This is a genomic window from Cytobacillus sp. QJM3NY_8, assembly GCF_056173585.1.
The window spans coordinates 4,572,956-4,585,934 of record NZ_CM149681.1 but is presented as its reverse complement, the minus strand read 5'-3'; the positions used below and the strand labels follow the sequence as shown (position 1 = coordinate 4,585,934).

Annotated in this window: 18 protein-coding genes; 7 read left to right on the top strand and 11 right to left on the bottom strand. The window is 42.2% G+C overall.

Features of this window, described 5'->3' with window-relative positions:
* The first annotated feature begins 95 nt into the window (after positions 1-95).
* Positions 96-692: a sulfite oxidase-like oxidoreductase gene (locus AC0VZ9_RS23485; protein WP_071156720.1), complete on the top strand. Its 597-nt coding sequence runs from the start codon at positions 96-98 to the stop codon at positions 690-692.
* Positions 693-733: 41 nt separating this feature from the next.
* Here the strand turns inward: AC0VZ9_RS23485 and AC0VZ9_RS23480 are convergent, their stop codons facing one another.
* From AC0VZ9_RS23480 to AC0VZ9_RS23460, 5 genes are all read right to left on the bottom strand, one after another.
* Complete coding sequence (locus AC0VZ9_RS23480; RefSeq protein ID WP_071156690.1) at positions 734-1,255, bottom strand: MerR family transcriptional regulator; 522 nt, start codon at positions 1,253-1,255, stop codon at positions 734-736.
* A gap of 101 nt (positions 1,256-1,356) precedes the next feature.
* Positions 1,357-1,887, bottom strand: a complete 531-nt coding sequence (locus AC0VZ9_RS23475; RefSeq protein WP_019380039.1) for a phosphatase PAP2 family protein — start codon at positions 1,885-1,887, stop codon at positions 1,357-1,359.
* Between the two features lie 331 nt (positions 1,888-2,218).
* A complete protein-coding gene (locus tag AC0VZ9_RS23470; protein WP_071156692.1) occupies positions 2,219-3,244 on the bottom strand; it encodes an alpha/beta fold hydrolase in 1,026 nt (341 codons plus the stop codon).
* The gene (locus tag AC0VZ9_RS23465) at positions 3,245-3,646 is read right to left on the bottom strand and encodes a hypothetical protein (RefSeq protein ID WP_019380042.1); all 402 of its coding nucleotides are present in this window, start codon (positions 3,644-3,646) and stop codon (positions 3,245-3,247) included. It lies immediately after the preceding gene.
* 39 nt (positions 3,647-3,685) lie between these two features.
* Positions 3,686-4,459 carry an SDR family oxidoreductase gene (locus tag AC0VZ9_RS23460; RefSeq protein ID WP_071156694.1) on the bottom strand — a complete coding sequence of 258 codons (774 nt, stop codon included), beginning with the start codon at positions 4,457-4,459 and terminating at the stop codon, positions 3,686-3,688.
* Between the two features lie 179 nt (positions 4,460-4,638).
* Between AC0VZ9_RS23460 and AC0VZ9_RS23455 the strand changes: the two genes are divergently transcribed.
* Positions 4,639-4,890: a hypothetical protein gene (locus AC0VZ9_RS23455; protein ID WP_009331669.1), complete on the top strand. Its 252-nt coding sequence runs from the start codon at positions 4,639-4,641 to the stop codon at positions 4,888-4,890.
* Between the two features lie 58 nt (positions 4,891-4,948).
* Here the strand turns inward: AC0VZ9_RS23455 and AC0VZ9_RS23450 are convergent, their stop codons facing one another.
* Complete coding sequence (locus tag AC0VZ9_RS23450) at positions 4,949-6,358, bottom strand: alanine/glycine:cation symporter family protein (protein ID WP_019380045.1); 1,410 nt, start codon at positions 6,356-6,358, stop codon at positions 4,949-4,951.
* A gap of 279 nt (positions 6,359-6,637) precedes the next feature.
* On the opposite strand from AC0VZ9_RS23450, the gene AC0VZ9_RS23445 reads away from it, so the two are divergent.
* From AC0VZ9_RS23445 to AC0VZ9_RS23435, 3 genes are all read left to right on the top strand, one after another.
* Entirely contained in the window at positions 6,638-7,894 is a 1,257-nt protein-coding gene (locus AC0VZ9_RS23445; RefSeq protein ID WP_083390468.1) for a PucR family transcriptional regulator, read from the top strand.
* 116 nt (positions 7,895-8,010) lie between these two features.
* Positions 8,011-9,141, top strand: coding sequence for an alanine dehydrogenase (ald, locus tag AC0VZ9_RS23440; protein WP_019380047.1), 1,131 nt, complete (start codon positions 8,011-8,013; stop codon positions 9,139-9,141).
* A 368-nt stretch (positions 9,142-9,509) separates the two neighbouring features.
* Complete coding sequence (locus AC0VZ9_RS23435) at positions 9,510-9,752, top strand: hypothetical protein (protein WP_019380049.1); 243 nt, start codon at positions 9,510-9,512, stop codon at positions 9,750-9,752.
* 44 nt (positions 9,753-9,796) lie between these two features.
* On the opposite strand, the gene AC0VZ9_RS23430 is transcribed toward AC0VZ9_RS23435, so the two are convergent.
* Positions 9,797-10,213: a YuzC family spore coat inner layer protein gene (locus AC0VZ9_RS23430; RefSeq protein WP_475396763.1), complete on the bottom strand. Its 417-nt coding sequence runs from the start codon at positions 10,211-10,213 to the stop codon at positions 9,797-9,799.
* A 273-nt stretch (positions 10,214-10,486) separates the two neighbouring features.
* Between AC0VZ9_RS23430 and AC0VZ9_RS23425 the strand changes: the two genes are divergently transcribed.
* Positions 10,487-11,110 (top strand): DedA family protein, encoded by a 624-nt coding sequence (locus AC0VZ9_RS23425; protein ID WP_009331662.1) that lies wholly within the window; start codon positions 10,487-10,489, stop codon positions 11,108-11,110.
* A 36-nt stretch (positions 11,111-11,146) separates the two neighbouring features.
* Here the strand turns inward: AC0VZ9_RS23425 and AC0VZ9_RS23420 are convergent, their stop codons facing one another.
* Positions 11,147-11,329 carry a hypothetical protein gene (locus tag AC0VZ9_RS23420; RefSeq protein WP_009331661.1) on the bottom strand — a complete coding sequence of 61 codons (183 nt, stop codon included), beginning with the start codon at positions 11,327-11,329 and terminating at the stop codon, positions 11,147-11,149.
* A gap of 109 nt (positions 11,330-11,438) precedes the next feature.
* Here AC0VZ9_RS23420 and AC0VZ9_RS23415 point away from each other — a divergent pair, with 109 nt between their 5' ends.
* A complete protein-coding gene (locus AC0VZ9_RS23415) occupies positions 11,439-11,822 on the top strand; it encodes a hotdog fold thioesterase (protein ID WP_009331660.1) in 384 nt (127 codons plus the stop codon).
* A gap of 42 nt (positions 11,823-11,864) precedes the next feature.
* Here the strand turns inward: AC0VZ9_RS23415 and mnhG are convergent, their stop codons facing one another.
* Genes mnhG through AC0VZ9_RS23400 form a run of 3 tightly spaced genes read right to left on the bottom strand, consistent with a single transcriptional unit; the run spans position 11,865 to position 12,977 of the window.
* Positions 11,865-12,233 carry a monovalent cation/H(+) antiporter subunit G gene (mnhG, locus tag AC0VZ9_RS23410; protein WP_009331659.1) on the bottom strand — a complete coding sequence of 123 codons (369 nt, stop codon included), beginning with the start codon at positions 12,231-12,233 and terminating at the stop codon, positions 11,865-11,867.
* Entirely contained in the window at positions 12,217-12,501 is a 285-nt protein-coding gene (locus AC0VZ9_RS23405; RefSeq protein ID WP_009331658.1) for a Na(+)/H(+) antiporter subunit F1, read from the bottom strand. Before AC0VZ9_RS23405 ends, mnhG begins: the two co-directional genes overlap by 17 nt.
* Positions 12,501-12,977 carry a Na+/H+ antiporter subunit E gene (locus AC0VZ9_RS23400; protein ID WP_009331657.1) on the bottom strand — a complete coding sequence of 159 codons (477 nt, stop codon included), beginning with the start codon at positions 12,975-12,977 and terminating at the stop codon, positions 12,501-12,503. Before AC0VZ9_RS23400 ends, AC0VZ9_RS23405 begins: the two co-directional genes overlap by 1 nt.
* Positions 12,978-12,979 lie beyond the last annotated feature (2 nt).

Here is a 12,979-nt window from a genome sequence, read left to right as displayed (position 1 = left end):
AATCAGCAGCTTCCATAAAGGGGGCTGTTTTCTCATTGCTTTTATCAGTCCGAAAAGTAGGGTACGATAAAGGAAAAAGAACTGAGGTGGCTTCAGTGTATTTCGGGAAAATCAGAAAACAGACCTCAAGCCGGGTACCGCCAAATCAAAATGTGACGACTGCCTTTCCTGTACTGCACTATGGAAATGTTCCGCACTATAAGGATATGCAGGAATGGAGTCTGCAGATATTTGGGGAAGTGGAAAAGGAATTATCCTTTTCGCATGAGGAGGTAATGAACCTTCCTCAGACACAGTACAAAAATGATATCCACTGTGTTACGGGCTGGTCAAAGCTTGATAATGTTTGGGAGGGAGTCTCCGCCACGGAAATTGCCAGGCGGGCAGGCATAAAAGAAATCGCCCAATTTGTAGTTCTCCATGCGGAAGAAGGGTGGACAACGAACCTCCCCATTAAAGATTTTTTAAAAAGCACCAGTCTGCTTGCCCATACTCATAACGGTGAGCTCCTGACTCCTGAGCATGGATTTCCACTAAGAGCCGTGATTCCGCATCTTTATTTTTGGAAAAGTGCAAAGTGGATTAGAGGCATCGAGTTTTCTGAAACTGACAAACCTGGTTTTTGGGAGAAAAACGGCTATCACAACTATGGTGACCCCTTCCGTGAGCAGCGATTCAGCTGGGATGATTAATCAACATAAAAGCGTTACATGCCGTAACGCTTTTATGCCCATTAAAATCCAAATAGCATAGTAAAAATATTTTTCTTTTTTAATTTTTTTCTGGGCTTCTCCTGATCAAAAACCAAAAGGGTATCAGCGGGGAGGGTTCGGCTTTTTACAGCTGTCCTGGCTTCAAGAACCTCAATCCGTTTAAGCAAGCGTGCATTCTCTTTTTGCAGCTCTTCTATTTCGCTGCGGTGCTGCAGCAGCTGATAGGAGACAACATCATCCGCTTTTCCGTTCAGCCGCTGCTCAAGCTCGCTGATCTTCAAATAAATTTTCTCCATGGCTGGTTCAGCTGTTTCGCCCTGGACCGTACCTTTTCTGGTCTTTTTGCCATTTACCGTAACGTCCTGCAATATAATCCCCTGGTTAAGCTGGTCCTGCACCTGCTTTAGCAGGTTAATGTCTTCTTCGCTAAATAAGTAATGGCCTAGTTCATTCCGTTCCGTCCGGAGTCCCAGTTGTTTAACCCATCGCTGAATAGTGCTTGGCGAAACTCCTAACAACTTGGCTGCAGCACTTGTATTCATTCTGAATCCCCTCCCGTTTTCACAATGGATTCTATCCGGATAACGGGAAGTCCTTCCCAGCTGACAAAACAAGTTTTCATTCGGCAAAGAAAGTGAGGATTTTACATTTTTTTATCATCCTGATTTCCTTCTTTCAAATTCAAATGTAAACATTTTTCTGTCATCCAGCCTATTGTTCCGCCAATAAGGGCACCGCCTATTACATCGGAAGGGTAATGGTGGCCAGCCCAGATACGCGCGAAACCTGTAAGAGCTGAAACCCACAGCAAAATACGACCTATAAATCGATTGCCGTAAAAAATGACGATAGAAGCAGCAAACGACACCACTGTATGTTTGCTTGGAAAACTGGAATCTCTTTTGGCTGGGATCAATATGCCAACCTTGTTTTTTATGAAGGGGCGGGGCTTAAAATAACAAATTTTAATGATCTTGTTAACCAGGATAGCGATCAGGGAAGCTGCAGCAGCTTTTTTTGCGGCTGTTTTGGAGGAACCTTTTGCCAGCCACATGCATACCAGTACGAATAAAAATAAATACCTTGCCCTATTTGATATAAGAATCATTAAAAAGTCCATGAAAGCAATACGTCCGGACATTCGGTTGATTGCCTTAAAAATCTTCATGTCCATTATTAGTCTCCTTCTGTTCTTGTCATTGGGCAGATTTCTCTCTCATGCGCTCTTTATGGAGAGGACTTCTGCCTTTTGTTCATTTTTTATTATTTGCAACCCAGAACTTAAAAACACAATTTAGTAAAGATATTAAAATTAATAAAACCATGCAGCAATTGCATGGTTTTTAAAAGCTATACATAGAATAAATCTTTAAACACATATGAAGCAAAACCCATATAGGCACTGATAGTGTGGTCGCTTATAATATAACTTGGATAATTCCATAAAATCATTAAGATACCTCCTTTAAAAGTGAATCCCCTGCAGAGACAGGGGAAATTGAATATTATATTTGTCCCGAGCGCGATGCCAGCCATTTGTCCAGATAGTCAGGAACTTTTCCCTCTGAAGTCAGATTGGCATGCCCCCCTTGAAGCAGATGGAAAGTTTTGTCAGTACTTGAGGTCAGGTTCATGACCGGAAAAATCTGTTCTTTTGGTACAAGGCGGTCATGATCCGAAGCAACAGCGAGTAAATTGGCTTTGATATTGCTTAGCACCGCCTTCCTTTCACCGACGGTTAAGGTCCCATTCACAAGCTTATTTTCTTTCAAAAGGTCATAATTGATTTGCTTTAGTGCTGCCCCTGCAAATGGAATATGGCCATCGGTCCAGTGGCTGAAACGTTTCCACCGGGAGGCGTATGCTTCATCGTCAGCCCTGGCCAGAAGCGACAAATAAGGGGAGTAATAAATGGGTGAAGTAAAAAGCCGCATACCTGATTTGATGGCAAAGGGTGGTATAAGTCCCCATGCTTCAAAAATGGAGTCCAGGCTGCCTTCTCCATTCCGCAATTCTTCTGCCCATTTATCAAAGACAGGGACGATGCTGAAGTCAACCGGTGCGACAGATAATACTAAGTTTTTGACCGGCTCATCCGCAATGGCCGCATAAATGGCTGCAAAAGTGCCGCCCAGGCAAAAGCCCATAACGGTTATTTCTTCTGCTTTGGCGTGATATAAAGCTCTTTTTACCCCCTTCTGGATGTATTCAGTAATATAATCGTCCATCGTAATCTCTTTGTCCTCATAACCGGGAATCCCGAAATCCAGCAAGTAAACATCGTATCCGCTGTTGGTCAAAGCCTCAATTAAACTGTTCTGCGGACAAAGATCTAGAATAAAGGGCTGATTGACGAGCGAATATACAAGGAAAACTGGAATTTTGTATTTTTTACTGGAAGGGGCATAGTGCCAGAGAGTAGCCTTATTTCTTTTCCAAACTGCAGTCCTTGGAGTTGAATGGGTCTCCGGGGGCTGGAGAATGGTCTTAAAGAATCCATGCAGTTTTTTGGAAGCTGTATTTTGATCCATTTATTTTCCCGCGCTTTCACTGCTGCTGGAAGATTGCAATTCCTGATCCAGCGACTGCTTTAAATCAGGACTGCCAAGTGCCTTTTTTATTTCCTCTAGTGATTGAGCCAAAGCTATGACTTTTTCGTCAATCAGGTCCATTTTTTCTTCCGCCTGCACAGTTAATTTTGCTGCATTTGCCACGTCAGTCTTGGTAGGGAAATTAAGAGGGATGGATAGTGTCTCAATGGCTTCCTGGAGTTTTTTCATGCTTGCTGCGGTCACCTCGGAACGGGTGATTAGATTTTTAAATATTTCTTCTTTGTTGATAGAGTTCTGAATGGATTCATTCAGTTCTCTTTCCACTTTTGTCCCTAACTTTTTTATTGCCTGTAATAGGGCTTCAGTATGGTTAATAGACATAAACATTCTCCTTTCTATGAAGTCAACCAATCAACGGACTTAGAGGGATGCTGTCATTCCTCCATCTACGACTAAAACCTGTCCAGTCATGTAATCAGATGCTTTGGAGGATAAAAAGACAGCTGCTCCTTTTAAATCATGTTCACTTCCAAACCTTCCGGCAGGAATTTTTCCAAGAATAACTGGACTCGATTTTTCCAGGACCTTTGTTATTCTTGTAGGAAAGAATCCTGGAGCAATAGCGTTTACTTGAATGCCGGCAGGTGCCAATTTTACAGCTAAATCCTTTGTAAGTGCAATAACAGCTCCTTTACTTGTATTGTAGGCAATTGCATCAAGAAATGCGGAATGTGTACCCCTCATTCCATTTACAGAAGAAATATTAATGATTTTGCCGCTGCCCTGCTTCGTCATCACTTTTGCCGCAGCCTGTGAAAATAAAAACAGCCCCTTTAGATTCACATTCATGACTTTGTCCCATTTATCAGCAGGCAGTTCAAGAAATGGCGCAACCCAGGATGTCCCGCTATTATTAATGAGAATATCGATGCTTCCAAATGTCTCTAAGGTCTTGCTGATGACGATTTGGATGTCTTCGTCATTGGCTATGTCACATTCAATCGCCAGAGATTTAATTCCCTTTGCTTCAAGGCTTTTTCTGACATGCTCACATGCTTCAATGCTGCGTGAGCAGATGACTACATTTGCTCCTGCTTCCCCAAGTGCATTTGCCATTTGCTCGCCGAGTCCTCGGCCTCCTCCTGTTACAATTGCTGTTTTATTGCCTAAATGAAATAACTCGTTCAATTCCATCGTTATCCCTCCCTTAGTCTTTTTAAAAATCAATCCTTCTGAATAAAATAGACTTCGATATAGTATAGACAAGTTAACCCCATGTGGTGCTAAAATTGTATATTTGCCTTGTCCCAAAATGCATAAAGAAGTTAAAAACAGAAAAGGATGGATAACATACGAGAAGGGAGGCTTAAAAGGTGGAAAGGGAGCAAATAGAGGAACTTTTTGAAGAAAGCGGATATCACGCTTTAAACAGCAAACTTGCCTATAAAGTCTGGTTGACCGGGGTATGGGATGAAGAGGATGAAGACAAAATAGAAGCTTTTATAGATGCTTATTCTTTTGAAGGAGAAGGAATAGTAACTGACGATTTTCTCTATCACTATCGAATATTTGCCTATATTCACGAAAAAAATGAATGTTTGGGATTCCAGCGGGAGATATTTTAGGAACACAGCTTAAAACAAAAACAAACACAGATCCAGGACCTGTGTTTGTTTTAATATATCAGCCAGCATTTTTAAGCTGCTTATTGGCCGCTTTATAGTGGTTTTCAAAGAATTCATTAGTATCTTTAACAACCACTTTGCTTAGAAGGATTAATGCAACCAAGTTAGGAATCATCATTAATGCATTTGCCATGTCAGCGAAAGCCCAAACGGTAGTTAAGTTGGCAACCGCACCGATTCCAGTCGCAAAGATATAGATGGCACGGTATCCCATAATTCCTTTTGTGCCAACCAGGTACTCAAAGCATTTTTCGCCGTATACATACCAGCCGACGATTGTTGAAAAACCGAAGAATATAACAGAGAATGCAACGATATATTCACCCGCTGTTCCAAGTACATGGGCAAAGGCTGCACTTGTTAATGCCCCGCCGTCAAGGCTGCCGTCATGAGCCACACCAGAGATCAATCCGCCAGTTGTGTCCCAGAAACCAGTCATGATAAGCACTAATCCAGTCATCGTACAAACAACAATTGTAACAATGAATGTACCAGTCATTGCAACAAGAGCCTGTTTTACAGGGTGGTCTGTCTTTGCGTTGCCTGCGATAAGCGCTGCTGTACCAAGACCGGCTTCATTAGAGAAAATCCCCCTTGAAACACCATTCTTGATCGCTTCAGATACAACAACACCGACAAAACCGCCAGTCGCTGCAACCGGATTGAAGGCATAGTAGAAGATAGTCTGGAAACCAGGAATGATTTGATCATAATTAACTGCCAGGATAATTAAAGCACCGCCAATATAAAGCACCGCCATGACGGGTACAAAGAATCCAGCAACTGTACTTATACGCTGAATGCCGCCAAAAATGATTAAAGCAGCCAGTACAGCAAGAATAACGCCTGTAATCCAATTATTTATTCCAAATGAAGTGTCCATAACAGCTGCAATGGTATTCGATTGAACACTGTTGCCGATTCCAAGTGCTGCAAATGCTCCGAAGATTGCAAATGCAACTGCAAGCCATTTGAACTTTTTGCCAAGACCGCGTTCTACATAATACATCGGTCCGCTGGAGTACTCTCCATTTGCGTTTTTCACTCGGTATTTCATTGCCAGTAATGCCTCAGCATATTTGGTTGCCATTCCCAGCAGACCAACAATCCACATCCAGAAGATGGCCCCTGGTCCGCCAAGTGTAATCGCAGTGGCAACACCGGCGATATTACCATTGCCAATTGTTGCTGCGAGAGCTGTCATAAGCGCCTTAAAGTTACTGACATCGCCCTCATCATTAGACCCAGCCTGACCTTCTTTGGTAAACCCTAATTTAAACGCATATATCAGCCTTCTGAATTGAAGGCCTTTCAGCATGAATGTTAAAAGAACACCAGTACCAAAAAGCAAAATCAAACTTGGTGTGCCCCAGAGCACCCCGTTAATTTTATTAAGCGCCTCAAGCATAAATTTCATCGCCTCCCAGATGTTAACGCTTTCAATTGCTGTGAACAAACCTATTAAAATATGATTTTTTTGTGAACATGTCCTATTGTAAAATTATCTGAATATAACTTCAAGTCAAATAGGAGAAGTAAAACTATTGGGAATCTTTCAAAAAAAGTTTACAGGTACCGCCCGAATTTTGTCGAATGGCTTGAAGGCTTTGGTAGAGTACCGGGTGGGACCTGAGGTATAATATAATAGGATAGAAAAAGTGAATTACCGTTCAAAGGAGTTTTACGATTGGGTGATGATAAAATGGAAAAAGATCCGTTTAAGAGGGCATTCAGTGATCTGGAGGAATTGGTAGATAAGATCCGCGATGTCCTGGAATGCCCTGTTACAATAGAAGATGTTAACCATCGCCTGCTGGCCTACAGTACACATGATGACCAGACAGATACTGCAAGAATCGCAACGATTATCAGCAGAAAGGTTCCTGAAAAAGTGATTAATCGTTTATGGAAGGAACGTGTGATTCCGCAGCTGATGCAAAGCGGAGAACCGCTTAGAATCCCTGAAATAAAGGAAATAGGACTTGGAAATCGGGTAGCCATTTCCATACGCAATCATAATGAAGTATTAGGCTACATATGGGCAGTTGAAGAAGAAACCCTCTTGACAGAAAGCAAGCTGAACCTGCTTAAGCTTGCTGCACAGTCTGCAAGGACGGAAATGCTTAGATTAAACGCCCAAAAGAAAAAAAGAGCTGAGGGATACCGGGATTTTTTCTGGGAGCTGTTAACCGGCCATTTCCAAAGCCATGATGAAATTGCAGAAAAGTTTGAGGAGTTAAGCATTAAACCGCCATCGCCGTTTGCTGTACTTGTCTTTAGGTTTAAAGAAGAAGTTACCTCTAAAATAGAACAAAATATCATTTATTTGATCACGACGAGCCAAAAGGTTCATATAACCTTTCATGCAGCGATGGGAAATGAATTTATTATTCTGGCAGCGCCTCCAGATCCTGCTTTTTCTGAAAGTGCTTTTATAGAATTTATCCGTTTTTTCATCGATCAAATGAATACGCGGTTTAGCATTGGTCATATTAGCGGGGCAACTGGAACAACTTATCAACACTATGAAAAAGTTGAAAAAAGCTATCAGGAGGCACTGCAGGTCCTGCGCCTTAAAGAACAATTTCCCGAAGAGATTCATCATGTTTATAGCTATCAGCAGCTTGGCATTTTTCGCTATCTTGATGCCATACTCGAAAAGAAACGGCTGGAACCATATGAGCATCCGGCTATCGAAAAGCTTAAAAAATATGATCTTGAGCATCGGACCAATCTGCTGGCTACTCTGGAAGCCTTTATTGATCATGACAGCAATGTGAATGAAACAGCTAAAAAGCTGCATATCCATATGAATACATTGAATTATCGCTTAAAGAGGATAACCGATATCGGGGAAGTGGATCTGAAGAATACAAATACAAAACTTTCTTTATATCTTGAACTTAAAATCCGGAGAATCGAAAAGAAGAGCCCCCATTTGTAGATTTCCACAAATGGAGGCTCTTTTATTTTACCAATTCAACAATGACAGCGCTTTACTAAAATTATTATACTGACAATAGTAAATATCAATTTGATAGATTGAAAGGGGATTTTTCCATGATTATTGGAGTACCTAAAGAGATTAAAAATAACGAAAATCGTGTTGCTGCGACACCAGCAAGCGTTGATGCATTAGTAAAAGCCGGACACAAAGTACTTGTAGAAATTGACGCAGGTATTGGAAGCGGTTTCACAAATGAAGATTATACAGAAGTAGGAGCTGTTATCGTAGATACAGCTGCAGAGGCATGGAATGCTGAAATGGTTATGAAGGTTAAAGAGCCTCTAGCTTCTGAGTATGGATATTTCCGTGAAGGTTTGGTTCTTTTCACATACCTTCACCTTGCAGCAGAGCCTGAGCTTGCAAAAGCATTAACTGAAAAAGGTGTTACAGCTATCGCGTATGAAACAGTAGAAGTGAACCGTACATTGCCTCTTCTTACTCCAATGAGTGAAGTAGCAGGACGCATGTCTGCTCAGATTGGAGCTCAATTCCTTCAGAAGACAAATGGCGGAATGGGTATTCTTCTGGCAGGTGTTCCAGGCGTTTCACGCGGAAAAGTTACCATCATTGGCGGCGGTGTAGTTGGAATCAACGCAGCGAAAATGGCAATCGGGCTTGGCGCGCAAGTTACGATCATCGACTTAAGCCCAGAGCGTCTGCGTCAGCTTGACGATATCTTCGGAAACAGCATCCAAACTTTAATGTCTAATCCTTTCAACATTGCACAAGCTGTTAAAGATGCTGACCTGGTAATTGGTGCGGTTCTAATCCCAGGAGCTAAAGCGCCTAAGCTTGTAACGGAAGAAATGATTAAAACAATGAAGCCTGGTTCAGTAGTTGTTGACGTGGCAATTGACCAAGGCGGTATTTTCGAAACAGTTGATCACATTACAACTCATGATAACCCAACTTACGATAAGCATGGCGTTGTTCACTATGCTGTTGCAAACATGCCTGGTGCCGTTCCAAGAACATCTACAATTGCTCTTACAAACGTTACAATCAATTACGCACTGCAGATTGCTAACAAAGGTGTTGTTAAAGCTATTGAAGACAATGCAGCACTTAAGCTTGGCGTTAACGTCGTAAACGGCAGCATCACATATCCAGCGGTTGCGAAAGATCTTGGCTATGAGTATGTTTCTGTCGAAGATGCATTTGCTAAAGTAAAAGCAGCTAACTAATAGATCAAATCCCCTTGGCCAAAAGGCTAAGGGGATTTTGTTTTACCAAGGCTCCTTCCGCTTTTCTAATGCTGTCCAGCTCCAGCGCCTACCCCCTCGAGGTCACAAGCTTGTCTAGTTTCGGCTCCTAGGGACTCGGGGGCATAAGCCAATCCGTCCAAAAGGTTAAAGAACAACCTTTTAACCGGCTCGTCTTATGCTTGAGGCCCGCAGGATGCGGGTCATGCAGACGTTGCCACAGGACGTGGAGGTTTTAGTCTGCGTTCCTTTAAAAGCGGGCGCCTTCCGCTTTTCTGTTAGCCCACTCAAAATGCGGACATCTGCATATTAAATAGAGAAGGCATTGAAAATTAAGGAGGTTACCCTGCATGTATTATTATAGAGGCCCATATAGAAACGGGGGCGAAAGGTTCTTCTTTTTAGGAGCTCCTTTTGTCGGCGGCCTGCTCGGCGGTTTCCTGGGAGGGGGGCTGGGAGCAGCATTATTTGCTCCCCGTCCATTTTACGGCCCTCCTCCGCCATTCTATGGCCCGCCAGCTGCACCATATGCTCCTTATGGCGGAGGCGGATACCCTGGCTATGGACCATATGGAAACCCTTATTATCGCTGAACAGGTAAAAGCTCTCTTTTGAGAGCTTTTTTATTTATGTTTTCTTACATCCATCTCAGCTTTAATGTAAGATCACAGCATTTCTGGGAATCCTCCTTATCAGACTCGAAATGGAGGCTGAGCCCGTCAGGTGTATAGGACACCGCAGGAATTTGGGAAATTCCTGTTGATTTTATCATTTTTTCGACTGCATCCTTTTTTGACTGCTGAGCGGCTGACATCAGTTCATAAGAAAACTTTTTTGACTCTGCCATATTTACAAGCAATGTACTGGCGTCCCTCATGAGGACTTCCATTTTTTTAGCGGAGCTCATGAACATTTGAGGATCGACAGCTGGAAAGGTTCTATAGAAATGGACAGGATGATAATAAGACTGATATGCATTCGGATAATTCCAGCAGTTTTGAAGCTGAGGGTTGTATCCAGGCTTTGGGTAGCGAAAATAATAATAGGGGTACATCCGGATCTGCCCCTTTCGATTAATAATTAATGCACGCATTCCCAATATATGAAACGAAGGCTTTTCCTATGAGAAAACAAAATGAAATGCTTTCTCGCAAAAATGTGGCTTGCACCCTGCATAGATAAAATGGGTTTGCATAAGGTGCATTAGAAAGGCAATTTTTATAAGGATTGATCTAATTAGAAAAGGGGTAAAAGAACCGCATGAAGAATATATTAGTGTAATGAATATAAATAAGTGAGCACTGCTTACATAGATGGGAGGCCCCGGATGGAACTGGAACTGATATTGGAAATTATTGAGAATAACGGATATTTGGGGCTGTTTCTTTGGCTTTGGGTAGGGGTCTTTATTTTTCCTGTGCCAAATGAATTGATCGTGATGACTGTTGGACTTTCTTCCTCTTTAAAAACACTTCACCCTGTGCTTGCTTTCATTGTCATTTATCTTGGCATCCTGGCTGCACTGTCAACCTGTTATACAATCGGACGTTTGATCGGCAGGCCATTGCTGAAATACTTTCAAAAAAGTAAAAGAATGTCTAAAACGATTGATGCTTCTTTAAAACTAATGGAGAAGTATCATGCCTTTTCCCTCTCCTTCAGTTATTTTGTTCCGGGTATCAGAAATTTCCTCCCTTTCTTATACGGCTTCAGTAAATTGCCATTTAAAAAATTCGCTTTGTTTGCATATAGCGGCGCCCTGTTATGGCTGTCTGTGACTTTTACGATCGGCTATGTATTTGGAGATCATATTGATGCCATCATCAAACATGAAAAAGAATTACTGCTTAGCCTGGCAGGCTTGACTTTGCTCTTCCTCATTTTTCGCTTCACCAGAAGAAAGCGCGGGAAGGAGCAAGAAAAACTGCATGATCAGGGGTTGGGACTTTAAATATAAAAAGGCAGCCTGGAAAGCTGCCTTTTTTATTTAATACTGATTGCGGTGCTCTACCAGGTCGATGGCTCCCAGTACAATATGGGCGAGCCCGAAACCAACGATGGTATCTGATAACATGTTATTGGTTCTGCGGTTTTGTTTCATTGCATATCCAGCCGCAGTAACAGCGGTGCCGAGAACAGTTGGAATTAATCCTTCGCGAACGCGATTCATGACGGTCACCTCTTATTTTTTGATTGTCCTACAGGACATACATAGTTTGTTCTTATATAATGAAGTATAGTATGACAACATTTTACATATGGAAAGGGGGGATAGGGGAATGGAGTTGAAAGATACATTAATCGAAACACTCGGAATGGAAATTGTGTCACTTGAAAAGGGCCGTGTAGTTGCTACCATGCCTGTTGATGAACGCACCCGCCAGCCGTTTGGCCTGCTGCATGGAGGGGCGTCTGTCGCCCTTGCGGAAACTGTTGCAAGCATAGGAGCTTTTGAACTTTGCGATAAAGAAACGGAATCTGTTGCAGGGCTTGAAATCAATGCCAACCACATACGTGCTAAAAAGGATGGAATTGTAACCGCTGTCGCAACAGTGCTGCATCAGGGAAGAACCACAATGGTATGGGATATCAAAATAACGGATGAAAATGACAAGCTGATATGCACATCCAGATGCACAATGGCCGTAATAAAAAGAAAATAAAAAATAACAAAACCGCAAGAGGATTTCTTGCGGTTTTCCCATTTATTGTTCCTTGCTGCCTGCCTTTTTCATATGTGGTGCATCTTTTAAGTCATCCTGTACACTTTTATCCCATAGCTCTACACCGGAGTTATAAGCTGCCCGGGCAATTAAATGCCCGGCTACAGGTGATGTCATGAAGATGAATATAATTCCGAGCAGCACTCTGGAATTGAAAAAGCCATCTTTAACATAAAAGAACAGCAGGGCTCCGAGCAGAATGGACATAACCCCCAGTGTAGCGGACTTTGATGCGGCATGGTTCCTGGTATAGATATCAGGAAGCCTGATAACACCATATGCTGCGACAAGGCTTAAAAAGGCTCCCAAAATAATCAGCACAATAATGACAATATTAGCGATCTCGTTCATTTTCGATAATAACCCCCTTCTCCAGATATTTAGAGAAGGCTACGGTCCCTATAAAGGCAAGGATCCCGATCAGAAGGATAACCTCCACAAACGCACTTGTATTAAGGGCGATAGAAATCAATGCAACAATTGCAACAAGATTTATGCCAATAGCATCAAGTGCAACCACACGGTCTGGTGTGGTCGGCCCTTTTATCACTCTGTAAATCAAACCGATGGTGGCAGCCGAAATGATAAGGATGGCACTTAGAACAATAGTATTCAGCATTACCGGCTCACCTCCAAGATTGCTTTTTCAAACGAGTTCCTGATTGAATCAATGGTTTCCTCTGCATCTTCAATATCAATTGCATGAATGTAAAGAATCTTATTATCCGGGGAAACGTCTACAACCAATGTCCCCGGAGTCAGTGTGATCAAATTCGATAGTACTGTAATTTCCCAGTCCTTTTTTAGGACAGTGGGGTAGGCAAAAATGCCTGGCCGCATATCAAGCTTGGGTCTTAACAATACTTTGAGCACCCCGATGTTCGCTAAGATAAGCTCTTTGATGAAAAGAAACAAAAGATTGATTACCGCCACAACTCTTAATAGATAAAAGCGTGAATCGAAAAATCTTCTGAAAGTAAAGATGATGAGCAGGCCAAAAAGGTATCCTTTAAGGAACGCAACCGGTTCGTATGATCCTGTTAAAAACATCCACATAAACCCAAGGAACACATTTAATAATATTTGAAATGCCATAC

What these genes read in the sequence shown, in the direction of transcription:
- AC0VZ9_RS23460 (WP_071156694.1), bottom strand. Translation starts at nt 4,459, where the DNA reads ATGGAATTGAACGAGTTATTTCATTTAGGCAATAAAACAGCAATTGTA.
- AC0VZ9_RS23415 (WP_009331660.1), top strand. Translation starts at nt 11,439, where the DNA reads ATGGAGTTGAAAGATACATTAATCGAAACACTCGGAATGGAAATTGTG.
- AC0VZ9_RS23465 (WP_019380042.1), bottom strand. Translation starts at nt 3,646, where the DNA reads ATGTCTATTAACCATACTGAAGCCCTATTACAGGCAATAAAAAAGTTA.
- AC0VZ9_RS23405 (WP_009331658.1), bottom strand. Translation starts at nt 12,501, where the DNA reads ATGCTGAATACTATTGTTCTAAGTGCCATCCTTATCATTTCGGCTGCC.
- mnhG (WP_009331659.1), bottom strand. Translation starts at nt 12,233, where the DNA reads ATGAACGAGATCGCTAATATTGTCATTATTGTGCTGATTATTTTGGGA.
- AC0VZ9_RS23430 (WP_475396763.1), bottom strand. Translation starts at nt 10,213, where the DNA reads ATGTACCCCTATTATTATTTTCGCTACCCAAAGCCTGGATACAACCCT.
- AC0VZ9_RS23425 (WP_009331662.1), top strand. Translation starts at nt 10,487, where the DNA reads ATGGAACTGGAACTGATATTGGAAATTATTGAGAATAACGGATATTTG.
- AC0VZ9_RS23450 (WP_019380045.1), bottom strand. Translation starts at nt 6,358, where the DNA reads ATGCTTGAGGCGCTTAATAAAATTAACGGGGTGCTCTGGGGCACACCA.
- ald (WP_019380047.1), top strand. Translation starts at nt 8,011, where the DNA reads ATGATTATTGGAGTACCTAAAGAGATTAAAAATAACGAAAATCGTGTT.
- AC0VZ9_RS23470 (WP_071156692.1), bottom strand. Translation starts at nt 3,244, where the DNA reads ATGGATCAAAATACAGCTTCCAAAAAACTGCATGGATTCTTTAAGACC.
- AC0VZ9_RS23480 (WP_071156690.1), bottom strand. Translation starts at nt 1,255, where the DNA reads ATGAATACAAGTGCTGCAGCCAAGTTGTTAGGAGTTTCGCCAAGCACT.
- AC0VZ9_RS23435 (WP_019380049.1), top strand. Translation starts at nt 9,510, where the DNA reads ATGTATTATTATAGAGGCCCATATAGAAACGGGGGCGAAAGGTTCTTC.
- AC0VZ9_RS23420 (WP_009331661.1), bottom strand. Translation starts at nt 11,329, where the DNA reads ATGAATCGCGTTCGCGAAGGATTAATTCCAACTGTTCTCGGCACCGCT.
- AC0VZ9_RS23400 (WP_009331657.1), bottom strand. Translation starts at nt 12,977, where the DNA reads ATGGCATTTCAAATATTATTAAATGTGTTCCTTGGGTTTATGTGGATG.
- AC0VZ9_RS23475 (WP_019380039.1), bottom strand. Translation starts at nt 1,887, where the DNA reads ATGGACATGAAGATTTTTAAGGCAATCAACCGAATGTCCGGACGTATT.